Here is a 19,493-nt window from a genome sequence, read left to right on the forward strand (position 1 = left end):
GGCATTCATGCCAGCCTATATCCTCAAGCGACTTTTGGCCGTTGTTCCTGTGTTGCTCGGGCTCTCGATCATTGTTTTTCTCGTCATGGCGATGATCCCCGGTGATACGGCGACTGCGTTGCTCGGATCATACGCAACACCGGAAAATGTCGAGCGGATCAATCGCGATCTCGGTCTCGACAAGCCGTTGCTGCAACAATACTTCATCTGGATGGGCAATCTCCTGCATGGGGATTTCGGGCGTTCCTTCGTACTCAATCGTCCGGTGCTGGATGAGGTTATGGAGCGCTTTCAGGCGACACTCGTGCTTGCGGGCGTAGCGCTGGTACTGTGTTCAGTCTTCGGCCTGCTCTCGGGCATCGTTTCGGCGGTACGCCAGTTCGGCTGGGCAGACAGGACGATCACTTTCATCGTGCTTGCCGGAATTTCCATTCCTTCATTCTGGTTGGGGCTGCTTCTGATTTATCTCTTCGCGGTTCATTGGCGCATTCTGCCAGCGTCCGGCATGTATGCTGTTTATGGCGGCGGTGACCTGAAGGATCTGCTCTGGCATCTGATCCTGCCTGCCACGACACTGGCCGTGGTGGCGGCAGGCGTGATCGCACGTCTGACCCGCGGCGCGATGCTGGAAGTGCTTCGTCAGGACTATATCCGGACAGCCCGGGCCAAAGGTCTCAACGAACTTCGTGTGATATATGGTCATGCGTTTCGCGCCGCACTTGTCAGCGTCATTCCTGTGATCGGTATTCAGGCGGGATTTGTGCTGGGCGGCGCCGTCTACATCGAAACCGTGTTCCAGTGGCCCGGTATTGGCGCCATGCTGGTGAAAGCCATTTCCACCCGCGATATCTTGCTGGTGCAGGGTGGCGTGCTTGTGGTTGCCGCGAGTTATGTCCTTTTCAATCTGCTCGCTGATGTCATCCAGACCATGCTCGATCCAAGGATACGCTCATGAGCGCGCTTCCAGAAATTTCTGCCGCGCCAACGGCGGTCCGCATGTCATCATGGCAGCTCCTGATGAGCAATCGACTGGCGGCTTTCGGTTTTTTTATGCTGGTCCTGATCTGCCTCGTCATTCTGCTGGCCCCGGTTCTCCCGCTTCCCAATCCTGACGCGACTTCTCCCGCAATGCGGTTGAAACCCGTGTTCAGCGAAGGACATCTTCTTGGAACGGATCAGCTTGGGCGCGATATATTGAGTCGTGTCATATGGGGCACGCGGGTGTCTGTCGCAGTAGGATTTGCAGCGACGCTGATCGCAGCGATCGTTGGCTCGGCGATCGGTCTCGTGGCCGGCTATGCGGGTGGACGAACCGACAATTTGATGATGCGCGGCATCGATATGCTGATGGCATTCCCTTATATCCTGCTGGCGCTGGCTATCGTGGCCGTACTCGGGCCTGGCCTGATGAATGCGCTCTACGCGATCGCCGTGGTCAATATTCCGTTCTTCGCGCGTAATGTTCGCGGGGTTACGCTTGGTCTCGCGCATCGTGAGTTTATTGATGCTGCCCGGCTCTCCGGGAAAAGTCCGGTTTCGATCCTGTTAAGCGAAGTGCTGCCCAATGTGCTGCCGGTTATCGTCATTACCATGTCGACCACGGCGGGCTGGATGATCCTCGAAACGGCGGGCCTGAGCTTCCTCGGTCTTGGCGCGCAGCCGCCGCAGGCCGATCTCGGCTCCATGCTCGGCGAGGGCCGCGCGCAACTGTTCAATGCCCCGCATGTCTCCATCGTGCCGGGATTGATGATCTTCCTGCTGGTCATCAGTCTCAACGTATTGGGAGATGGGGTGCGCGATGTTCTCGATCCGCGATTGCGGTCAGGTGCGCTGGGGCGGCCAGATGCTGTAACCGATATTGCCAAGGACCGGTCATCGCCCATGATCAAGGATAGCGAAAAAGCTCTTTCTATTGCCGGTCTCGAAACGGGCTTTGTCAATGGTGGGCATTTCACCCCCGCTGTCCGCAATGTTTCACTGGAACTTGAACGCGGCGAATGTCTCGGCCTGATCGGGGAGAGCGGATCGGGCAAAAGCGTGACCGCCCTGTCAGTAATGGGCCTCGTGGCGTCCCCGCCCGGACTTATCCGCAACGGCGCGATCTATCTGGGCGACCGGGACGTTCTTTCAATGTCTGAAACCGAGTTGACGGCGGCACGGGGCGCAAGAGTTGCTTATGTGTTTCAGGACCCACTGACGACGTTGCATCCTATGTATCCGGTCGGTCGGCAGGTCGAGGAAGCAATTGCAGCGCATCGGCGGATTGGAGCCAGTGAGCGGTGGGAACAGGCGATTGTGCTTCTTGGCAAGGTTGGCATTCCAGATGCAGCGGAACGGGCCAATCACTATCCGCACCAGCTTTCAGGTGGCCAGCGTCAGCGTGTCGGCATTGCCATGGCTCTGGCCAATGATCCAGACATCATCATTGCGGACGAGCCTACCACGGCGCTCGATGTCACGGTGCAGGCGCACATTCTCAAGCTGCTACGCGATCTCCAGCGCGAGCGCGGCATGGCTCTCCTGTTTATCACCCATGATTTTGGAGTGGTTTCGGAGATTTGCGACCGCGTGGCAGTGATGAAAGACGGTGAAATAGTCGAGACAGGTACGACTGCGGAAGTTCTTTCCAATCCGCAGCATAGCTATACGAAGCGCTTGATTGCCTGTGTTCCCGAACTTGGGCAGGGAGCCGGCTTTCTGGACCGTGTGGCTGATCTCTTCAGATACGAGAACGGGAAGGCGACAGGATGAGCGACAATGCGATCAGCGTGCGCGATCTCAGCAAAACCTTTGGTGGCGGGCGAAGCTTTCTGGGGAAGGAGCGCCACAAAGTCGAGGCCGTTAAACGTGTTTCGCTTGATCTCAGAAGCGGCGAGACATTGGCCATTGTCGGCGAAAGCGGGTCGGGCAAAAGCACGCTCGCCAGAATGCTTGTCGGGTTGACCGAGCCGACTGACGGCACGATGACGATTGCGGGTCGAGATTCAAGCGAACTGCGGAATTCGGGCGCACAGGCATTCGGCAAGGTCATACAATATGTGTTTCAGGACCCTGTTGCTTCACTCAATCCCAGAAAGACGATCCGCCAGATACTGGAAACACCGCTCAAGCTTCTGGGCGGGCTGGATTCTGCACAACGCCGGCAGCGCATGATCCAATTGCTCGACGCCGTTCAGATGCCCAATGATACGTTGGAACGATATCCGCACGAGTTTTCCGGCGGACAGGCGCAACGCATCGCCATTGCCCGCACGCTGGCTGCGGAAGCGGAAATTATCGTTCTCGATGAGCCGGTCAGCGCACTCGATGTGTCCGTTCAGGCGCAGGTTCTATTGCTTCTCGATCAACTGAAGAAGGAGTTTGGTCTCTCCTACCTCTTCATCAGCCACGATCTTGCTGTGGTGGAGGCCATCTCTGACAGGGTCGCCGTGATGTATTTCGGGGAAATAGTCGAGGAAGCGACCGCAAGCGATCTTTTTGCCAGACCGGAACATGCCTATACACGACAACTCGTGGAAAGCGCTCCGCGCATCAGGAGAGAGTAACAGACTATGGTCAGACCGGGCCGGAATTCCGATCACGAACCGCAACCGCGCGCGAGGGCGGTAAAAGCCCGGCGGCGGCCGGAGGAGATTGCCGATCGTATCAAGGATGTCATCCGTTCCGATGCATTGAAACCGGGAGACCGCCTGCCGCAGGAAAAGGAATTGATCGATCAGTTCAAGGCAGCCAAGGGCACCGTGCGCGAAGCGATGAAGGCGCTGGAAACGCAGGGGCTGATTTTTACGCGCAGCGGCCCTGGCGGCGGCGCCTTTGTGGCCGAGCCTTCCGCTCAGCATGCAATGGAAATGCTTGGAAGCTATTTCTTTTTCGACCAGCCGAGCCTTGCCGAAGTCTATGCCATTCGCAAGCTTCTCGAACCGGAAGTCGCTACCTTGCTGTGCGGAAGACTGACCGGCGACGATATTGCGCAGTTGGAAAACACAATGCGGGTCTATGACCGTCCGCCGGTCGATCTTGATGATCAATACCACCAGCGCGTCGCGGAACTGGATTTCCATTCCTCGCTGGCGCAACTCTGTCCCGATCGGTTGCTGGGCTTCATCTGCGGGTTGACCCATAATCTATTGCGAAGCCTGCCGATAGCGCGGGCGATCTATGCCGATCCGACACCGGCTTCGCGCGAAGAAGGACTTATTTTCCAGCACCGATTGCTTACGGCGCTTGTTGAAAATCGTCGTGAAGATGCCCGCCGTATTACGTATGAGCATATGGTTTCAGCCGAAAACTATATGCTTTCCAAGGCGAGTACAGTCGGGAAAACCGCATAAAGAGAGCTAAAAAGTTGGGAACCATCCCGGCGCTCCCGCATTTGCAACTATGCAGGCCGCCGCCATAACAGACGCGACGGCCTCATTTGTTTATGAATGACAATGGAGGTTTCGACCCTTTTTATGTGTGGTATTTGCGGAGAAGTCAGGTTCGACGGCGGTTCGCCGTCAGTTTCGGCAGTCTCGAAAATGGCGGATGTACTCAGTCCTCGCGGACCGGATGCGTCCGGGATTGTGATCCGGGGCAATGTCGGCTTCGGGCATCGAAGACTAAGAATTCTCGATCTCTCCGAAAAATCGCAGCAGCCGATGATTGATGCGGACCTCGGTTTGACGCTGGTGTTCAACGGCTGCATCTACAATTTCCGAGAATTGCGCACTGAGTTGGAACAGAAGGGCTACAAGTTCTTCTCCGATGGTGACACAGAAGTCATACTCAAGGCATGGCACGCATGGGGCGAAAGCTGCGTATCGCGCTTCCTGGGCATGTTCGCCTTCGCTATTCACGAACGCGATACGGGCAGGATTATTCTCGCGCGTGACCGGTTCGGTATCAAGCCGCTCTATCTGGCCGAGGTGGACGGTGCGTTGCGTTTTGCCTCGTCTTTGCCTGCTCTGGTCAAGGCGGGAGGTATCGACACGTCGATCGACCATGCAGCCTTGCACAATTATATGAGCTTTCATGCTGTCGTGCCGCCGCCGCGCACGATTTACAACGGTGTTCGAAAGCTTCCTCCCGCGACGATGCGGGTTTACGAACCGAATGGCGGTTTCAGCGACCGTATCTACTGGCAGGCACCTTATCGCCGTCTGCGCGGTGATGGCGCCTTGAGCAGGGAGGAATGGCAGGAGCAATTGCTCGATATGCTTCGCGTAGCCGTCAAGCGCAGGATGATTTCTGACGTGCCGGTCGGTGTGCTTTTGTCCGGCGGTGTGGATTCGAGCCTGATCGTTGGATTGCTTGCCGAGGCTGGTCAATCGGGCCTGATGAGCTTTTCAGTCGGTTTCGAGGAAGCTAACGGGGAAAAAGGCGACGAGTTTGTCTATTCCGACCTGATCGCTAAACATTTCGGTACCGAGCATCATAAGATTTTTGTGCCCTCGGCAGACCTCATGGATGCCCTGCCGGGAACAATCGCCGCAATGTCGGAACCGATGGTGTCCTACGATAATGTCGGCTTCTATCTTCTTTCCAAGGAAGTTTCGAAACATATCAAGGTTGTCCAGTCGGGGCAGGGGGCTGATGAAGTCTTTGGCGGCTATCACTGGTATCCGCCACTGGTCGATTCCAACGATGTTGTCAGCGATTATGCCAAGGGATTTCGTGACCGCTCGCACAACGTGCTTGCCACGCAATTATCGCCGGAATGGATGCCGGAACGCGATTACAGTCAGGAGTTTCTGGAAGAGTACCTGTTGCAGGACGGTGCGGATACACCAGTCGACCGTGCATTGCGGCTCGACACAAATGTAATGCTGGTGGACGATCCGGTCAAACGCGTGGACAACATGACGATGGCTTGGGGACTTGAAGCGCGGGTGCCGTTTCTGGACCATGAACTGGTAGAGCTCGCGGCTCGCATTCCGCCGGAAGAGAAGCTGCGCGATGGCGGCAAAGGTATCCTCAAGGATGTGGCGAGGAAGGTCGTTCCAAGCGAAGTCATCGATCGCAAGAAGGGATACTTTCCGGTGCCACAGCTTAAATATATTGCAGGTCCCTATCTCGACATGTTGCGTGATGCTCTTTCGTCGCAAAAGGCGAGGGAGCGCGGGCTTTTTCAACGCGATTACCTGGAAAGTCTGTTCGCAAAGCCGTCCGAGCACATAACGCCATTACGTGGTTCGGAGCTATGGCAGGCTGGCCTTCTCGAAATGTGGCTGCAGGCGCAGGAGGCATGACATGCGAAAACCCGGTGAGGTGGATATGACCCGGCAGAAAGCGAGAGGTCGCAAGGCCTTTTCGCATCGTCTGACGCGCTTGCGCACGCCTGAAAGTGCAGGCTTTTATCAGGAACATATGTATGGCCATGACCGGGCGGGAATGGAAGGCCGCAAGCAGGATGTGGTCGTTGACTGCGGCTGGGGACGATTGCTCTTTGCGCAGACCTTCGAAACCAATGAAGCCATTGTGGAGGCATTGCGCGCGGAAGCGCCTGCAAGCCGCGATATTGTCTTCTATGTAAGTGATCCTCATGTACTGCTGTCGCTTGCGCCACATGAAATATTTCTCGACCCGTCGCATACCTACCGCATCGAGCTTGCAACCTATCGTCCGGGCGGCCGACGGACGCGTGGTGTCACCATTCGTCGCGCGGTATCGGAAGTAGACGCAGAAGGCATCAATGCCGTCTATGCGGCTTGCGGTATGGTTCAACTGCGACCGGACTTTTTCTCGTCTGAGCGAGACAACCGGGCCGTTACCTATTTCGTGGCACAGGACGATGCCACAGGTGAAATCGTCGGCACGGTGACGGGTATAGACCATCAGCGTCTTTTCGATGATCCTGATTGCGGTGCTTCGCTCTGGTGCCTCGCCGTTCATCCGCAAGCACGGCAGCCGGGAATCGGCGAAAAACTGGTGCGAAAACTTGCCGAACATTTTCAGGCTCGCGGGCTAAGCCATATCGATCTTTCGGTTCTGCATGACAATGAGAACGCCATACGGCTCTATGAAAAATTGAAATTTCGCCGTGTCCCGCTTTTTGCGATTAAACGCAAGAATGCAATCAACGAGAAGTTTTTCGCCTCACATCTGGAATCCTTCGATGCACTGAATCCATATGCCCGCATCATCATCGATGAAGCGGTGCGCCGTGGTATTCAGGTTGATGTGACCGATGCCGAAGGCGGATTTTTCCGCCTCTCCTATGGCGGGCGTTCAGTTCATTGTCGCGAAAGTCTGTCTGAAATGACATCGGGCGTGGCGATGTCGATCTGTGACGACAAGGCCGTGACGCGCCGTGTCGTTGAGACCGCTGGGCTAACTGTGCCGGAGCAGATCGCTGCCGAAGCGAGTGACGACGCGCTGGAGGCTTTTCTGAAACGCCACGGCAAGCTGGTTGTGAAACCGGCTCGGGGCGAACAGGGACGAGGAATTTCCGTCGGTATTTCGACCATCAAGGATCTGCGTGCTGCGATCAAACAGGCGCGATCCGTGTGCGACCGCGTGCTGCTGGAGGCATGTTTTGAAGGCGAAGACCTCCGGCTGGTTATCATCGATTACCAGCTTGTCGCGGCTGCAGTTCGTCGTCCGCCGCGCGTGATCGGAGATGGGAAGTCAACGATCCGCAAACTTATCGAGACACAATCGCGCAGACGCGCTGCGGCGACCGGCGGAGAAAGCCGTATTCCGGTCGATACGGAAACGAAAAGATGCCTTGAGGAACAAGCTCTGTCACTCGACTCTGTTCTGGAGGACGGTCGCGAAATAACAGTGCGCAAGGCGGCCAATCTTCATGCGGGCGGCACGATCCATGACGTGACCGCCACTGTTCATGCAGACCTGGTCAATGCTGCCTGCAAGGCTGCCCAAGCAATTGGTATACCGGTCGTGGGCATTGACTTTATGGTCAACCAGCCCGAGAAGCCGGACTATATCTTCGTTGAAGCCAACGAGCGTCCGGGTCTTGCCAATCATGAGCCGCAACCGACTGCCGCCAGATTTGTCGATTTGCTGTTCCCAGGTTCAAGATAGTATAAGTTAGATAAATCTAAATTACGAAATGTTCGCCGGATATTCTTTTCGGCGAACATGAAACTATGCAAGCTGCGATCAATATGCTGTATTTTAGTTGTTGGGAAAATTTTAAGCAGAAATCGTATTCAACAAATCAATCATCGATTGTAACAGGAATATTCATTTTTCATTTGGTTTCTGCCTCTATCCCTTTACGAGAGGGGGCTTGGGCGGAACAGGTTGATCGAACCGCATTCCTGCCTGAGCGGAAAAGGGCTGAAAATGGACACGCGGGGGCAGAACAACAAGGATGTGCCGCTGGCAGTCGATCTGGACGGAACTCTGGTTTCGACCGATCTGCTGTGGGAAGGTATTTTTCTTCTTCTGAAGAAGAACATCCTGTTCGTCTTCATGCTGCCGGTTTGGTTATTCTCAGGCAAAGCATATCTCAAGCGACAGGTCGCAGAACGTGTAGCGCTGGATGCGTCGAGGCTTCCCTATCGAACAGAATTTCTGGAATTTCTGCGCAGCGAACATGCATCGGGGCGGACTTTAGTGCTGGCAACAGCCGCGGCAGAATCGATGGCCAAGGCCGTTGCGTCCGAGCTTGAGATTTTCAGCGCTGTCTATTCAACGTCCGGCACGACCAATCTTTCGGCGAAACACAAGGCCAATCTGCTTGTCGAGCACTATGGACGACAGGGGTTCGACTATGCCGGAAACGATCATGATGACCTGCCGGTTTTCGATGCAGCCCGACAGGCGATCGTTGTCGCGCCCGATCACGCGGCGGCACATTTCCAGCAACGGACTGGCTGCAAACTTTTCAGTGGTGAGAAACCGACTAATAGAACCTATGTTCGTATGCTGCGTGTTCATCAGTGGCTGAAGAATCTGCTTGTTTTTGTGCCGGCCATTCTGGCGCATGACATATTGAAACCCGATGTGCTGATTGCGTCTTGTCTGGCATTCATCGCCTTCTCTGCTACGGCGTCTGCGATCTATATCGTCAATGACATTGTTGATCTTCCGGTGGATCGAAGACACGCGCGAAAAAATCAGAGACCTTTTGCACGCGGACAGATATCCATTCCTTTTGGTCTAGGCGTTGCGGCGCTGTTGTTGATTCTGACGGCTTTTGTCTGCTTCTTCCTCCCATCCGTCTTTACGCTCGCAATTGTCACCTATCTGGTTTTCACGACCGCTTATACCTTCGCCTTGAAACGCATGTTGTTGGGAGATGTAATTTGCCTCGCAGGGCTTTACAGTTTGCGGCTGTTGGGAGGGTCGGCGGCTTCCTATATTCCACCGTCGTTCTGGCTGATGGCATTTGCCATGTTCTTCTTTCTGTCACTGGCGCTGGTGAAACGTTATGTCGAGTTGCAAGGCGCTACAGTGACAGAAAAGGACCGGATTTTGGGGCGAGGCTACCGTCCGGAAGATCGCGATATTGTTGGGCAGTGTGGGGTTGCGGCTGCATTTACCGCTGCACTGGTTCTGGCGCTTTATATCAATAGCGATGCCGTCAAGACGCTCTACACCTATCCCTGGCTGATATGGCCGCTTGGTCCGATCGTACTCTATATCAATGTGCGTGTGTGGATATTGGCGCATCGGGGCGACATGGATGATGACCCGGTACTCTTTATTGCCAGAGATTGGCGCAGCCAGGTTGTCATCGCGCTTGGTGCAGTGCTGCTTCTTGTGGCTGGTATGCACTGATGGAACGATCCTTCGACAGTTTTGGCCGCATTGACCGGCGAAAGCGGCAGTACAGTCCGCTGGATGGGCTGGAGGCTGATTTCGCGCAGTTCCTGCCCAAAGGCGCTAGCTTGTTGCCATTTGGAAATGGTCGTTCTTATGGGGATAGCTGTCATAACGATGCGGGCTTTCTTGTGCCTATGCAGGCGCGAATGAGGATAGCGCACTTCAATCCCGATACGGGGTTGCTGACGGCTGAAAGCGGTATGCTTTTGAATGAAGTTATCGCCCATGTCGCGCCGCATGGTTATTTCCTTCCCGTCACACCAGGCACGCAGTTCGTGACTCTCGGCGGCGCCATTGCCAACGATGTGCATGGTAAAAACCACCACCGGCAGGGGACTTTCGGGTGTCACGTCGAAGGGCTGGATCTGCTTCGTTCGGATGGTGTTCATTACAAATGCTCCGATAAGGAGAACATTGATCTGTTCCGCGCCACAATCGGCGGATTAGGCCTGACGGGCTTGATCCTTCGCGCGACCATCCGGCTTATGCGGGTGGATGGTCTCGATGTGGAGGAGAAGGTTCTGCCATTCGCCAATCTCGATGAATATTTCGATATGGCCCAGGCCGAAGATCTTGAGAATGAATATGCCGTTGCCTGGGTCGACCAGCTCTCCGATGGCCGAGGTCTGCTGATTGTCGGCAATCATATTGCGACGGCCCATAATTCTCATATGTCGGCGGTTGCGCGGTTTGGCGTGCCCTTTGAATTGCCGTTCTCCGTATTGAACAAGGCAAGCCTGTCACTGTTTAATGCAGCTTATTTTCAGCGCAAAAAACTACTGACGGCAGCACATAGAGTGCCGTATCAAAAGTTCTTTTATCCACTTGATGGCGTCAGAAACTGGAACAGGCTTTACGGCCCGTCAGGGCTTTACCAGCATCAAAGTGTCATGCCGTTCGATGCAGCCAGAGCGGTCATTCCGGCGATGCTTGAGGCGAGCCGAAACTCCGGGCAGGTTTCGTTCCTGACGGTGCTCAAACGTTTCGGAAAAATGACATCTCCTGGCCTCATGTCATTCCCGCTGCCTGGGTATACGCTGACCATGGATTTTCCCAATCGTGGCCGTGAGACGTTGAAATTGCTGGACCATCTGGATCGGATGACGGTGGAGGCCGGTGGCCGGGTCAATCCATATAAGGATCAGCGGATGAGCGCGGAAATATTTGCCGCTAGCTACCCGCACTGGCGCGATTTTGAACCTTTTCGCGATAAGGCTTTCAATTCGAATTTCTGGCGCCGAACGGCGTTGACGCTCGGTTCGGCAGGTTAGGAAAATGCGATGAAATATATTCCCTTCATCCTGTTTACGGTCATGACCAACGCTGCCGCGCAGTTGATGCTGAAATATGGCATGCTAACGCTCGGACCGATCAGCTTTTCAGCCGAAACATTGATCCAGCGCATGTTCCAGATTGTCTTCAATCCCTGGATTTTTGCCGGCTTGCTGACCTTCGTGATCTCCATGGCGTCACATCTTTACGTGTTGTCGAAAGTGGATCTTTCGTTTGCCTATCCGTTCCTCAGTCTCGCCTATGTAGCAGTCGCTCTGTTCGCATGGCTTTTGTTCAAGGAGGAGCTGGGTGCATACAAAATTGCAGGCATCGCGTTCATCTGCATTGGAACTGTGCTGATCGCGCAAAGCGGCAAGCCCTCCGAGCCGCAGGCGGATACGAACATGAACCAGCAGACACATCGTTAAACGGGGGACGCAATGAGACATATAATCTTCGGTGGCGACGGTTTTGTCGGACGCTATCTCGCTCCAAAACTCCTTGCCGATGGTCATGAGGTCATTGTTGCAGATATCGTAAGAAGCGATCTGCCGCACTATGCTGACGCCGCCTTCATTGTGGCTGATGTAACCAATCCTGACGCAATTCGCAGACTTGGCATCAGCGCAGACGACATGGTCTATAACCTGTCCGCCAAGATGCTTTCCCCAATTCAGGTCCGGGCGAAGCGGCACGATTTCTTCTTTCCTGTCAATTTTCACGGAACGGAGAACATCATCAAGGCGATGGATGCGGCTGGTGCCAGCAAGCTCGTCCATTTCACCACCGATATGGTGTACGGGCACACTCACGTCTGGCCGCAGAAAGAGGACCATCCGTGCAAGCCACTCGGGGAATACGGGCTATCCAAACTGAAAACCGAAGAACTCGCCATTGAATGGCGCGAGCGGGGCATGAATATTTCGCTGTTTCGCCCGCGTCTTATCATTGGACCGGGCCGTCTCGGCATTCTGGAAAAGCTGTTCAAGCTGGTTGATCACAATCTACCGGTGCCAATGATCGGCTCGGGCAGAAATCCCTACCAGTTCATTTCGGTGTTCGATTGTGCGTCGGCGGCGCGTGCCGCTTTCAGCGCCGGTGTCCCCAACGAGGTCTACAACCTCGGTTCGCTCAAACCGCCCCCGGTTCGAAAACTGCTCGGTGATCTGATCAAGCATGCCGGATCAAAATCCGTCCTGTTGCCGACGCCCGCCTGGGCGGTGAAGCGCACGCTGGACCTGCTGGACTGGATGAACAAGCCCATCATGGACCCGGAGCAATATCTTATAGCTGATGAAATGTGTGTACTCGATGTTTCGAAAGGCGAGCGCGAGCTTGGTTGGGTTCCCCAATACAGGGACGAGGACATGCTGATCGCGGCCTATAGCGAGTATCGCAGGAAGATTGGAGCCGCATCGCTGGATGCGCGGGCTTCGGAAGCGGCGTAGAGGCAGAAATGAACAAGATCAACACAACGCCAAAGCCGAAACTGCTCACCGTCAGCGAGGCGAAAGCGCTCGACCTGCCACGGATGACGGAGCTGTTCACCGCTCACCTCAATCCGGGTCAGCTTCACTTCATGAAGTTGCTCGGTTTTCACAAGGTGAAGATCGAACGTGCCGAAGGCATGTATTATTACGACCAGAACGGGCGCTCAATTCTCGACTTCTTCGGCGGTTTTGGATCGCTGGCTTTCGGTCACAATCATCCGCGTATTCTGGAAGCACGGCGCCAATTCCAGGAAGAAATGCGTCACGAGATCGCAATCGCCTTCATGTCGCAGTATGCGACCGCACTCGCTTATGATATTGCGGCCTGCTCGCCGGGCGATCTCGACATGGTGTTTCTGGGGTCTTCCGGTTCCGAGGCAATGGAGGCCGCAATCAAGGTGGCAGAGCGCGCTGCGGGTCCGAAAAAGCCCAAGATCGTCTATGCGGAAAATTCGTTCCACGGCAAGACCAAGGGCGTCCTGTCTATCACGGATGGCGGGCTTTATCGTGGTGAATTCAAGCTTGTCGATAACACCCTGCGTGTGCCCTTCGGTGATATCGCGGCTATTGAGAACGCATTTCGCTCCGACCCCGAAATCGGGGTAATTGTGCTGGAGACGGTGCAAGGCGGTGGCGGCATCATTCAGGCCGATGCTGAGTTCTGGCAGAAGCTGCGGAGCCTTTGCGACCAGTATGGTGTGATCTGGGTTGCCGATGAAGTGCAGTGTGGGCTGGGACGAACCGGGAAATTCTATGCTTTCGAGCATTATGGCGTGATACCGGACGTCACTGCCTTGGCGAAGTCGCTGGGTGGTGGAAAGACGGCCATGGCTGCAATGATTGCCCGCAGCGATATCTATATGAAGGCCTACGGCACGCCCAAGACAGCAATGATACATGCCATGGCGACCTTTGGCGGGATTGGTGAAGCCTGCATCACGTCGATTGAAGCATTGAACGTGCTCTATGACGAGCATCTGATCGATAACGCAGCCGATGTTGGAGAATATCTTCTGGATCGTCTGGATGAGTTGCAGAGCCGCTATCCTGCGCTTGTCAAAGACGTGCGCGGGAAGGGGATGATGGTGGGGCTGGAGTTCCATGATTTCTCACAGACCATGCCGGTCGTGCTGCGACCTGTCTTGGCGATGCTTGATGAAAAGCTGAAAGGTTCGCTTCCTGGCTTTATCGGCAGCCATCTGCTGCGCGATCATGGAGTTCTGGTCGCCTTTACCGAATATAATCGAAACGTCATCCGTCTGGAGCCGCCGCTGATCTGCGGGCGCGAGCATGTGGACGCATTCATCCAAGCATTGGATGAGGTACTTTCACGCGGCATTGTCCGGATTGTGCGGGATTTCGTCAGGGCTCAGATCAAATGAGCCGTTTCTAATTAAGGAATGAGACCGGGGCGAAGCAACAAATCCCAACAGGGGTTCAAAGCGACGACGGTACGATCCTGTAGCGCTTCGGCATATATTTTCTGCAAGGCAAGGCGATTGGTCGTCGTTGGACATTTCGCGCGCAATATGCCGTCGGTTGCTTCTACGGCAGCTTTCGTTTCCTTGGATAACGCCCGGACTGTGCGGAAGGGATCGGCGCCGATCTGGATATGCCGTGTCGCATCGCGATCCAATATCCACGCAAATGGATTGACGAAGTCGAGCGACATGATGCTTTGCAGGTGAAGATTCTTCTGGGTCTCGAAGGATTTCAGATCCTTTACCACCTGGTTTGCAGAAACGAGCCAGTACACCTGGAAATCGATTTCCGAATAAAGCTGCCAGCTAGGTAGCTGGCCTTGTGCTGCCAGCGCGTCATAGGCTGTATTGTTTTCCGGGTAATGGGTTTCGAAAAGCTCTGCCCGCTGCAGGAAATCGGGCCGGGTTAGGACCTGCCCGAGATTTTTCAGTTCCGGCAAAGACGGCTCTACATAAGTTGGGGCTACGGCAACGGCGCGCAGGGTACGGTGCACAACCTTGGTGAACGTCGGAATGACACAGAAGGCAGCGAGCAAGACGAAGGCGATTTTGAGCTTCTCGGGGACGGCTTTCATCCGCTGAAAGATCAGAAGCAGGATAGGCCAAAGGAATATGAATTCCTGACTTCCGGTGTTCTGCGTTTCAAGGATGATGCCGCCCAGAAGCCCAATGGCGAGCCAGACAGAGCTCCGGTCGAAGAAGCGATTTTGTTCACTGGACTGGCGCTGTTCATTCCAGAAAAGGGCCAGAACAAGGATTACTGTCGGTAGAATAACGTCCAGCTTCAAGGATATGACGGTCAGGAAACGCGGGAGCAGGGCTTCTTCGTTCAGTGTGACCAATGTAGCAATATCGCGAATATATCCGCTGATAATCCCATTGTGCAGTTCAAGGGCAAGCAGAAATGCTGCGGTAGCGGCAGCGGCCAGCAGAACGTTGCGGGTTGAGATTCGCCCAGCGAGAAGTGCTGTGAGTCCGAACAGCCCACCTGCAAGGAAACCAGTCACCTTCATCAAAAGCAGGGTGAGCATCGCTGCCGCGCAAAAGAGCGCGAGCTTTGTGCCGTTGCGCATAAATAGCAGTCCGCACATCAGCACGTAGAGCAGAAGCGATGTATGGCGGTTATAAATGCCAAACCCATCCAGCCCGGGATAGGGGTAAAAGCTCTGTGTATTGGCTGGAAAGATTGCGAAAACCAGAAATGGAACAAGGATCAGAAACCCGGTTGTTCGATTGTAGGGGCGAATCTCTGCCAGTACCCACGCCATCAGAGGGGCTGCAACGGCTAATATTGACCACTGAACGAGCAAAAGCGGTTGCGCCTGCGGGAACAGGGCGTGCCCCCATGCAAAAAGATAATAGCCAAGTGGCCCGACAGGTGTGGAAAAATCAACGCCTGGAATCTGGCCCATTCTTATGCGCTGGGCCGCATCGAAATAGATATAGCTGTCCCAATACATCGGCCCAATAGGGGCACGGAGCCTGAATGACAAAAGCGCGATCAGCAGAACCAGAACAAAACCCAGCCAGATCAAAGGCACGCATAGCAGCGATGGTCTGGCCGATTTGAAGGTCGTGCTGAAGAACATGGAACCCCGCTCCCTGGTGCATCCAGTGCAGAAATTATCTGCAAACCCTTAAAACTACTGAAATAGCCACAGGGTCGTCCGATTGGGTTCAATTTTTTATATGTGTGACGAGTTTCAGAAAAGAGAACGCCCACTGCACTGGGAGGAGGAGTGTGCAGTGGGCGGATCTATAAAGCGCGATTGGGAGGAGGAGTATCGCGCTTTGGGTTCGGTTTTTGGGAGGAGGAGTAAAACCGAACAAACCCAAAATAGGAATAAGGGCCGCTGCATACAAGGGGCAACGCTGCAATGCAGATATGCATTTTTGGGTAGCTAAAAAAGAAACCGCCCCGCAGCGGTCTAGCGCGCTGGGGCGGTACTCCCTCCTCCAAGTGAGAGGAACAATAACCGCGCTCGTGGAGAAAGCAACCCCCTAATAGAACTCTAGGATTTTCAGAAAATACTGAAATTTGTGTAAGATATTTGATTGATACTCATTCAGATTCTAACCGGTTTAAGAGCATTTTGATCACACTGCACGACTGAACTATATCCGATCTTGAACAGTGTTTAATCGAGCGGCTGGAGGCGCGGAAAAGTTTGTTGAAGCAAGAATCTTCAACCATTGGCTGATATTGTTCACCAGATTTTCAAGTGCGCGTGCAGATTGTCTATTTATTTTTGTCAAAGCTATGAGTAAGTTCCTCCATCTTCTTCGATTGGGGGCTTTCGAGGGAGATATGCCGCCTCAGCGCGTTCATTCGCTGCGAGGCGGTTTTCATTTTGGGTCTGTTGAAAGTGCATATCAGCAATGCAAGCTTGTTGATTGAGCGGGCCTGCTGGGCAGGCTATTAAAAATGCGTCCGGTTCACTCCTCCTCCCAAGAACCGGACCTCAAGCGCGATACTCCTCCTCCCAATCGCGCTTACAGATTAAGCCCACAACGCTCTTCTCCTCCCAGGCGTTGTGGGCTTTTCTATACTCTGCTCACGTAATTTTTCAGGTTGGAACGTATTGTTAATTCCAGAATCGGAGCTAACGTTCCATTTTCCCTGTGCGTGCACTCCTGAGAGCTCGCCCGCCTCGCGCCCCTAAGCCCCCCGCCCAAACGCGAGGCGGTTCCTTTGAGCGGAACCTTCCAAACAATCTATATTCCGTGCGTCAGTCAGGGATCATTCCTACTGACGAGGACGGCATTCGTAGAGAAAAGACAACGATCAGAAAGATCGCTGTTGCTTCGCTGAGTTATACTCACTCGTTGCATCGACCGGGTCGGCTGATGGGCCGCCTGAAGGTTTTTCATGGCGCATATTGTTCATGAAATTCTTGATGAAGCGCTGACAATATCAGAAAATGATCCAGCTGATCTCCAAATGTCTACTAATTAGAAGAAATATGATTTAAAAAGAATCGGATAGATTTTTATCGAGTTCCGCTCAGTGTAAGATATTCTCGATTTAGGGCTAAATAAAAATATATTATAAAAATATAATACATTACGCAGCGTCACATTTGATCGGAATTTAATTTTATATTTTTGCAACGTCTTCTGTGGATGGGCTAAGAAACCGCAATAATCAATCCGATTGTCCGTTTATAATTAAGAATAGGCTGAGTCGCTTTCGAGCTGGAAGTGCCTTTGGCTGTTCAATCGGGCACAATGTTGCGTTCCGTGTCCGATGGCTACCGCATCAGTCCGAAACTCGGAATCGCTTTTCGGAAAGCGTGATGTGTAGTTTCAATAGCTTGGAGTGTCCTGCGTGCGCCCATAAGGACGCGCAGCACTTTAATGTCCGCTGATAGTTATGTTCTGATCGTCAAAAAGGGACCGGCTGCTCCCGCAGTTGGAACTATTTGGGCTTCAGAAATTAACCATCTGTTAACCATTGCGCATATAGACCGGATAAACCGTTTTTTAACCAAGATGAATCAAGTGCTAACACAGTCTCGTCCAATCCGCTTGAAAGGGAGGTCCTTTCTTGCGCTGGTACTCTCGCCTGAACTGCCGCTCGATGGCTGGCTCGACAAGCTGGACGATCTTGCAGCCCGTTCAGTGGGGTTCTTTCTGAATCGCCCGATCGTTCTCGATCTGGAGAATGTTTCGATTGAGCGTCCCCAATTGGTTCAGTTGCTTGAGGATCTGGTTAAACGTGGCGTCTGGATTACGGGGTTTGAAAATGCGCGGCCCTCTCTGTTGGGCCCAGGTATGCCGCCTGCAATGCGTGGTGGGCAGCCTGCAGCAGATTTCGACCCGGAGATCACAGAGCCGAAACCGCAGGAGCGTGCACCGGTTGCCTCCGCGTCGGTGCAACTTGTCAAGGCTGTTCCGTCGATGGTCGTCACCGAGCCGGTTCGGTCTGGCCAATCGGTCTATTTTCCGGACGGTGATGTAACGATTGTTGGCTCTGTAGCGTCCGGTGCTGAAGTGGTGGCAGGTGGTTCGATCCACGTCTATGGCGCGTTGCGCGGCCGTGCAATGGCTGGAACAGCCGGAAATGCCGATGCGCGCATTTTCTGCCGCAAGATGGAAGCAGAACTCGTTGCCATCGACGGCCTCTACAAGACGGCCGAAGACATGGAGAGCCGGTTGCGTGGACAGGCGGTCCAGCTCTGGCTCGACGGCGATTATATGATGGCAGAAACGCTGAGTTAGCATTGCCCTCAGAGCTGAGAAGCTTTGAGAGAAGCAGATTTCAATAGGATTTAAGGCACTTTTGAGTGTCGTAAAAGAAAAGCAGAGCACTTCATAGCCCGGGTAACGAATGCTCTGGAGGCGCGCGGGAGATACAGGAGACAAATATGGCAAAAGTGATTGTTGTAACTTCCGGTAAGGGTGGCGTTGGCAAAACGACATCAACCGCTGCAATCGGTGCTGCGCTGGCACAACGCGGCGAGAAGACTGTCGTTATCGATTTCGATGTCGGTCTGCGTAACCTCGACCTCGTCATGGGCGCAGAACGCCGCGTCGTGTTCGATCTGGTCAATGTCATTCAGGGTGATGCGAAGCTTCCACAGGCTTTGATCCGCGACAAGCGCCTTGAGACACTGTATCTGCTGCCTGCCTCCCAGACACGCGATAAGGATAACCTGACCACCGATGGCGTCGACCGCGTCATGGAAGATCTCAAGAAAGAGTTCGACTGGATCATTTGCGACAGCCCTGCCGGGATCGAACGCGGTGCCACGCTCGCCATGCGTCATGCGGATATGGCTGTGGTCGTCACGAATCCTGAAGTGTCGTCCGTGCGCGATTCCGACCGTATCATCGGTTTGCTGGATGCCAAGACACTCAAGGCCGAGCGTGGCGAACGCGTGGAAAAGCATCTCCTGCTGACCCGCTATGACCCGGTGCGCGCCGAGCGCGGTGACATGCTGAAGGTCGATGACGTTCTCGAAATTCTGTCCATCCCGCTTCTGGGTATTATTCCGGAAAGCCAGGATGTTCTGCGGGCATCCAATATTGGTTCGCCCGTAACGCTTGCCGATCAGCGCAGTGCGCCTGCATTGGCTTATCTCGACGCAGCCCGCCGCCTCGCCGGTGAAGAAGTGCCGATGACTGTTCCATCCGAAAAGCGCGGCCTTCTGGGTAAACTTTTCGGAAGGAGAGCGGCATGAGCCTGTTTCGTTTCTTCAGCAAGCCTGCTTCCGCGCCGCAAGCGCGCGAACGGTTGCAGGTTCTGCTTGCCCATGAAAGGGCGTCACACGAACATTCTGATCTTGTTGCGGTATTGCGAGAGGAAATTCTCGCCGTTATCGCCAAACATATCCAGATTGATCGCGACAAGGTTAGCGTGAAAATGGATCGGGGCGATCAGATGTCGACGCTCGAAGTCGATATCGAACTTCCGTTGAAGACGAAAGCGAAGGTGCGGGCAGCCTGATTAGTACCAAATTTGCGGATAGCCGAA

Annotated in this window: 15 protein-coding genes; 14 read left to right on the forward strand and 1 reads right to left on the reverse strand. The window is 54.2% G+C overall.

What is annotated here, in order from left to right:
* The first annotated feature begins 7 nt into the window (after window positions 1-7).
* From HWX93_RS07455 to HWX93_RS07505, 11 genes are all read left to right on the forward strand, one after another.
* Window positions 8-955 carry an ABC transporter permease gene (locus HWX93_RS07455; RefSeq protein WP_176037003.1) on the forward strand — a complete coding sequence of 316 codons (948 nt, stop codon included), beginning with the start codon at window positions 8-10 and terminating at the stop codon, window positions 953-955.
* Window positions 952-2,751, forward strand: coding sequence for a dipeptide/oligopeptide/nickel ABC transporter permease/ATP-binding protein (locus tag HWX93_RS07460; protein ID WP_176037004.1), 1,800 nt, complete (start codon window positions 952-954; stop codon window positions 2,749-2,751). The genes HWX93_RS07455 and HWX93_RS07460 overlap by 4 nt, the downstream gene beginning before the upstream one ends.
* Window positions 2,748-3,545 (forward strand): ATP-binding cassette domain-containing protein, encoded by a 798-nt coding sequence (locus tag HWX93_RS07465; RefSeq protein WP_109986776.1) that lies wholly within the window; start codon window positions 2,748-2,750, stop codon window positions 3,543-3,545. The genes HWX93_RS07460 and HWX93_RS07465 overlap by 4 nt, the downstream gene beginning before the upstream one ends.
* Before the next feature lie 6 nt (window positions 3,546-3,551).
* Entirely contained in the window at window positions 3,552-4,331 is a 780-nt protein-coding gene (locus HWX93_RS07470) for a FadR/GntR family transcriptional regulator (protein ID WP_109986777.1), read from the forward strand.
* Window positions 4,332-4,454: 123 nt separating this feature from the next.
* Window positions 4,455-6,230, forward strand: coding sequence for an N-acetylglutaminylglutamine amidotransferase (locus tag HWX93_RS07475; RefSeq protein WP_176037123.1), 1,776 nt, complete (start codon window positions 4,455-4,457; stop codon window positions 6,228-6,230).
* Between the two features lies 1 nt (window position 6,231).
* Complete coding sequence (ngg, locus tag HWX93_RS07480; RefSeq protein ID WP_176037005.1) at window positions 6,232-8,025, forward strand: N-acetylglutaminylglutamine synthetase; 1,794 nt, start codon at window positions 6,232-6,234, stop codon at window positions 8,023-8,025.
* A 264-nt stretch (window positions 8,026-8,289) separates the two neighbouring features.
* The gene (locus tag HWX93_RS07485) at window positions 8,290-9,729 is read left to right on the forward strand and encodes a UbiA family prenyltransferase (protein WP_176037006.1); all 1,440 of its coding nucleotides are present in this window, start codon (window positions 8,290-8,292) and stop codon (window positions 9,727-9,729) included.
* Window positions 9,729-11,045, forward strand: a complete 1,317-nt coding sequence (locus tag HWX93_RS07490) for an FAD-binding oxidoreductase (protein WP_176037007.1) — start codon at window positions 9,729-9,731, stop codon at window positions 11,043-11,045. The genes HWX93_RS07485 and HWX93_RS07490 overlap by 1 nt, the downstream gene beginning before the upstream one ends.
* A 9-nt stretch (window positions 11,046-11,054) precedes the next feature.
* Window positions 11,055-11,474, forward strand: a complete 420-nt coding sequence (locus HWX93_RS07495) for an EamA family transporter (protein WP_109986781.1) — start codon at window positions 11,055-11,057, stop codon at window positions 11,472-11,474.
* A 12-nt stretch (window positions 11,475-11,486) separates the two neighbouring features.
* On the forward strand, window positions 11,487-12,494 hold the full coding sequence (locus HWX93_RS07500) for an NAD-dependent epimerase/dehydratase family protein (RefSeq protein WP_109986782.1): 1,008 nt from the start codon (window positions 11,487-11,489) through the stop codon (window positions 12,492-12,494).
* 8 nt (window positions 12,495-12,502) lie between these two features.
* Window positions 12,503-13,918, forward strand: a complete 1,416-nt coding sequence (locus HWX93_RS07505; RefSeq protein ID WP_109986783.1) for an aspartate aminotransferase family protein — start codon at window positions 12,503-12,505, stop codon at window positions 13,916-13,918.
* 11 nt (window positions 13,919-13,929) lie between these two features.
* Here the strand turns inward: HWX93_RS07505 and HWX93_RS07510 are convergent, their stop codons facing one another.
* Window positions 13,930-15,606: a hypothetical protein gene (locus HWX93_RS07510; RefSeq protein ID WP_176037008.1), complete on the reverse strand. Its 1,677-nt coding sequence runs from the start codon at window positions 15,604-15,606 to the stop codon at window positions 13,930-13,932.
* A 1,903-nt stretch (window positions 15,607-17,509) separates the two neighbouring features.
* Here HWX93_RS07510 and minC point away from each other — a divergent pair.
* From minC to minE, 3 genes are all read left to right on the forward strand, one after another.
* Entirely contained in the window at window positions 17,510-18,238 is a 729-nt protein-coding gene (minC, locus tag HWX93_RS07515) for a septum site-determining protein MinC (protein WP_061346660.1), read from the forward strand.
* A gap of 146 nt (window positions 18,239-18,384) precedes the next feature.
* A complete protein-coding gene (minD, locus tag HWX93_RS07520; RefSeq protein WP_010660936.1) occupies window positions 18,385-19,200 on the forward strand; it encodes a septum site-determining protein MinD in 816 nt (271 codons plus the stop codon).
* On the forward strand, window positions 19,197-19,466 hold the full coding sequence (minE, locus tag HWX93_RS07525; protein WP_006468449.1) for a cell division topological specificity factor MinE: 270 nt from the start codon (window positions 19,197-19,199) through the stop codon (window positions 19,464-19,466). The genes minD and minE overlap by 4 nt, the downstream gene beginning before the upstream one ends.
* Window positions 19,467-19,493: the final 27 nt, after the last annotated feature.

The organism is Brucella tritici, from assembly GCF_902825325.1.
Classification (GTDB): domain Bacteria; phylum Pseudomonadota; class Alphaproteobacteria; order Rhizobiales; family Rhizobiaceae; genus Brucella.

What these genes read in the sequence shown, in the direction of transcription:
- HWX93_RS07495 (WP_109986781.1), top strand. Translation starts at nt 11,055, where the DNA reads ATGAAATATATTCCCTTCATCCTGTTTACGGTCATGACCAACGCTGCC.
- minE (WP_006468449.1), top strand. Translation starts at nt 19,197, where the DNA reads ATGAGCCTGTTTCGTTTCTTCAGCAAGCCTGCTTCCGCGCCGCAAGCG.
- HWX93_RS07465 (WP_109986776.1), top strand. Translation starts at nt 2,748, where the DNA reads ATGAGCGACAATGCGATCAGCGTGCGCGATCTCAGCAAAACCTTTGGT.
- HWX93_RS07475 (WP_176037123.1), top strand. Translation starts at nt 4,455, where the DNA reads ATGTGTGGTATTTGCGGAGAAGTCAGGTTCGACGGCGGTTCGCCGTCA.
- HWX93_RS07485 (WP_176037006.1), top strand. Translation starts at nt 8,290, where the DNA reads ATGGACACGCGGGGGCAGAACAACAAGGATGTGCCGCTGGCAGTCGAT.
- HWX93_RS07470 (WP_109986777.1), top strand. Translation starts at nt 3,552, where the DNA reads ATGGTCAGACCGGGCCGGAATTCCGATCACGAACCGCAACCGCGCGCG.
- HWX93_RS07460 (WP_176037004.1), top strand. Translation starts at nt 952, where the DNA reads ATGAGCGCGCTTCCAGAAATTTCTGCCGCGCCAACGGCGGTCCGCATG.
- HWX93_RS07490 (WP_176037007.1), top strand. Translation starts at nt 9,729, where the DNA reads ATGGAACGATCCTTCGACAGTTTTGGCCGCATTGACCGGCGAAAGCGG.
- ngg (WP_176037005.1), top strand. Translation starts at nt 6,232, where the DNA reads ATGCGAAAACCCGGTGAGGTGGATATGACCCGGCAGAAAGCGAGAGGT.
- HWX93_RS07500 (WP_109986782.1), top strand. Translation starts at nt 11,487, where the DNA reads ATGAGACATATAATCTTCGGTGGCGACGGTTTTGTCGGACGCTATCTC.
- minD (WP_010660936.1), top strand. Translation starts at nt 18,385, where the DNA reads ATGGCAAAAGTGATTGTTGTAACTTCCGGTAAGGGTGGCGTTGGCAAA.
- HWX93_RS07455 (WP_176037003.1), top strand. Translation starts at nt 8, where the DNA reads ATGCCAGCCTATATCCTCAAGCGACTTTTGGCCGTTGTTCCTGTGTTG.
- HWX93_RS07510 (WP_176037008.1), bottom strand. Translation starts at nt 15,606, where the DNA reads ATGTTCTTCAGCACGACCTTCAAATCGGCCAGACCATCGCTGCTATGC.
- HWX93_RS07505 (WP_109986783.1), top strand. Translation starts at nt 12,503, where the DNA reads ATGAACAAGATCAACACAACGCCAAAGCCGAAACTGCTCACCGTCAGC.
- minC (WP_061346660.1), top strand. Translation starts at nt 17,510, where the DNA reads ATGAATCAAGTGCTAACACAGTCTCGTCCAATCCGCTTGAAAGGGAGG.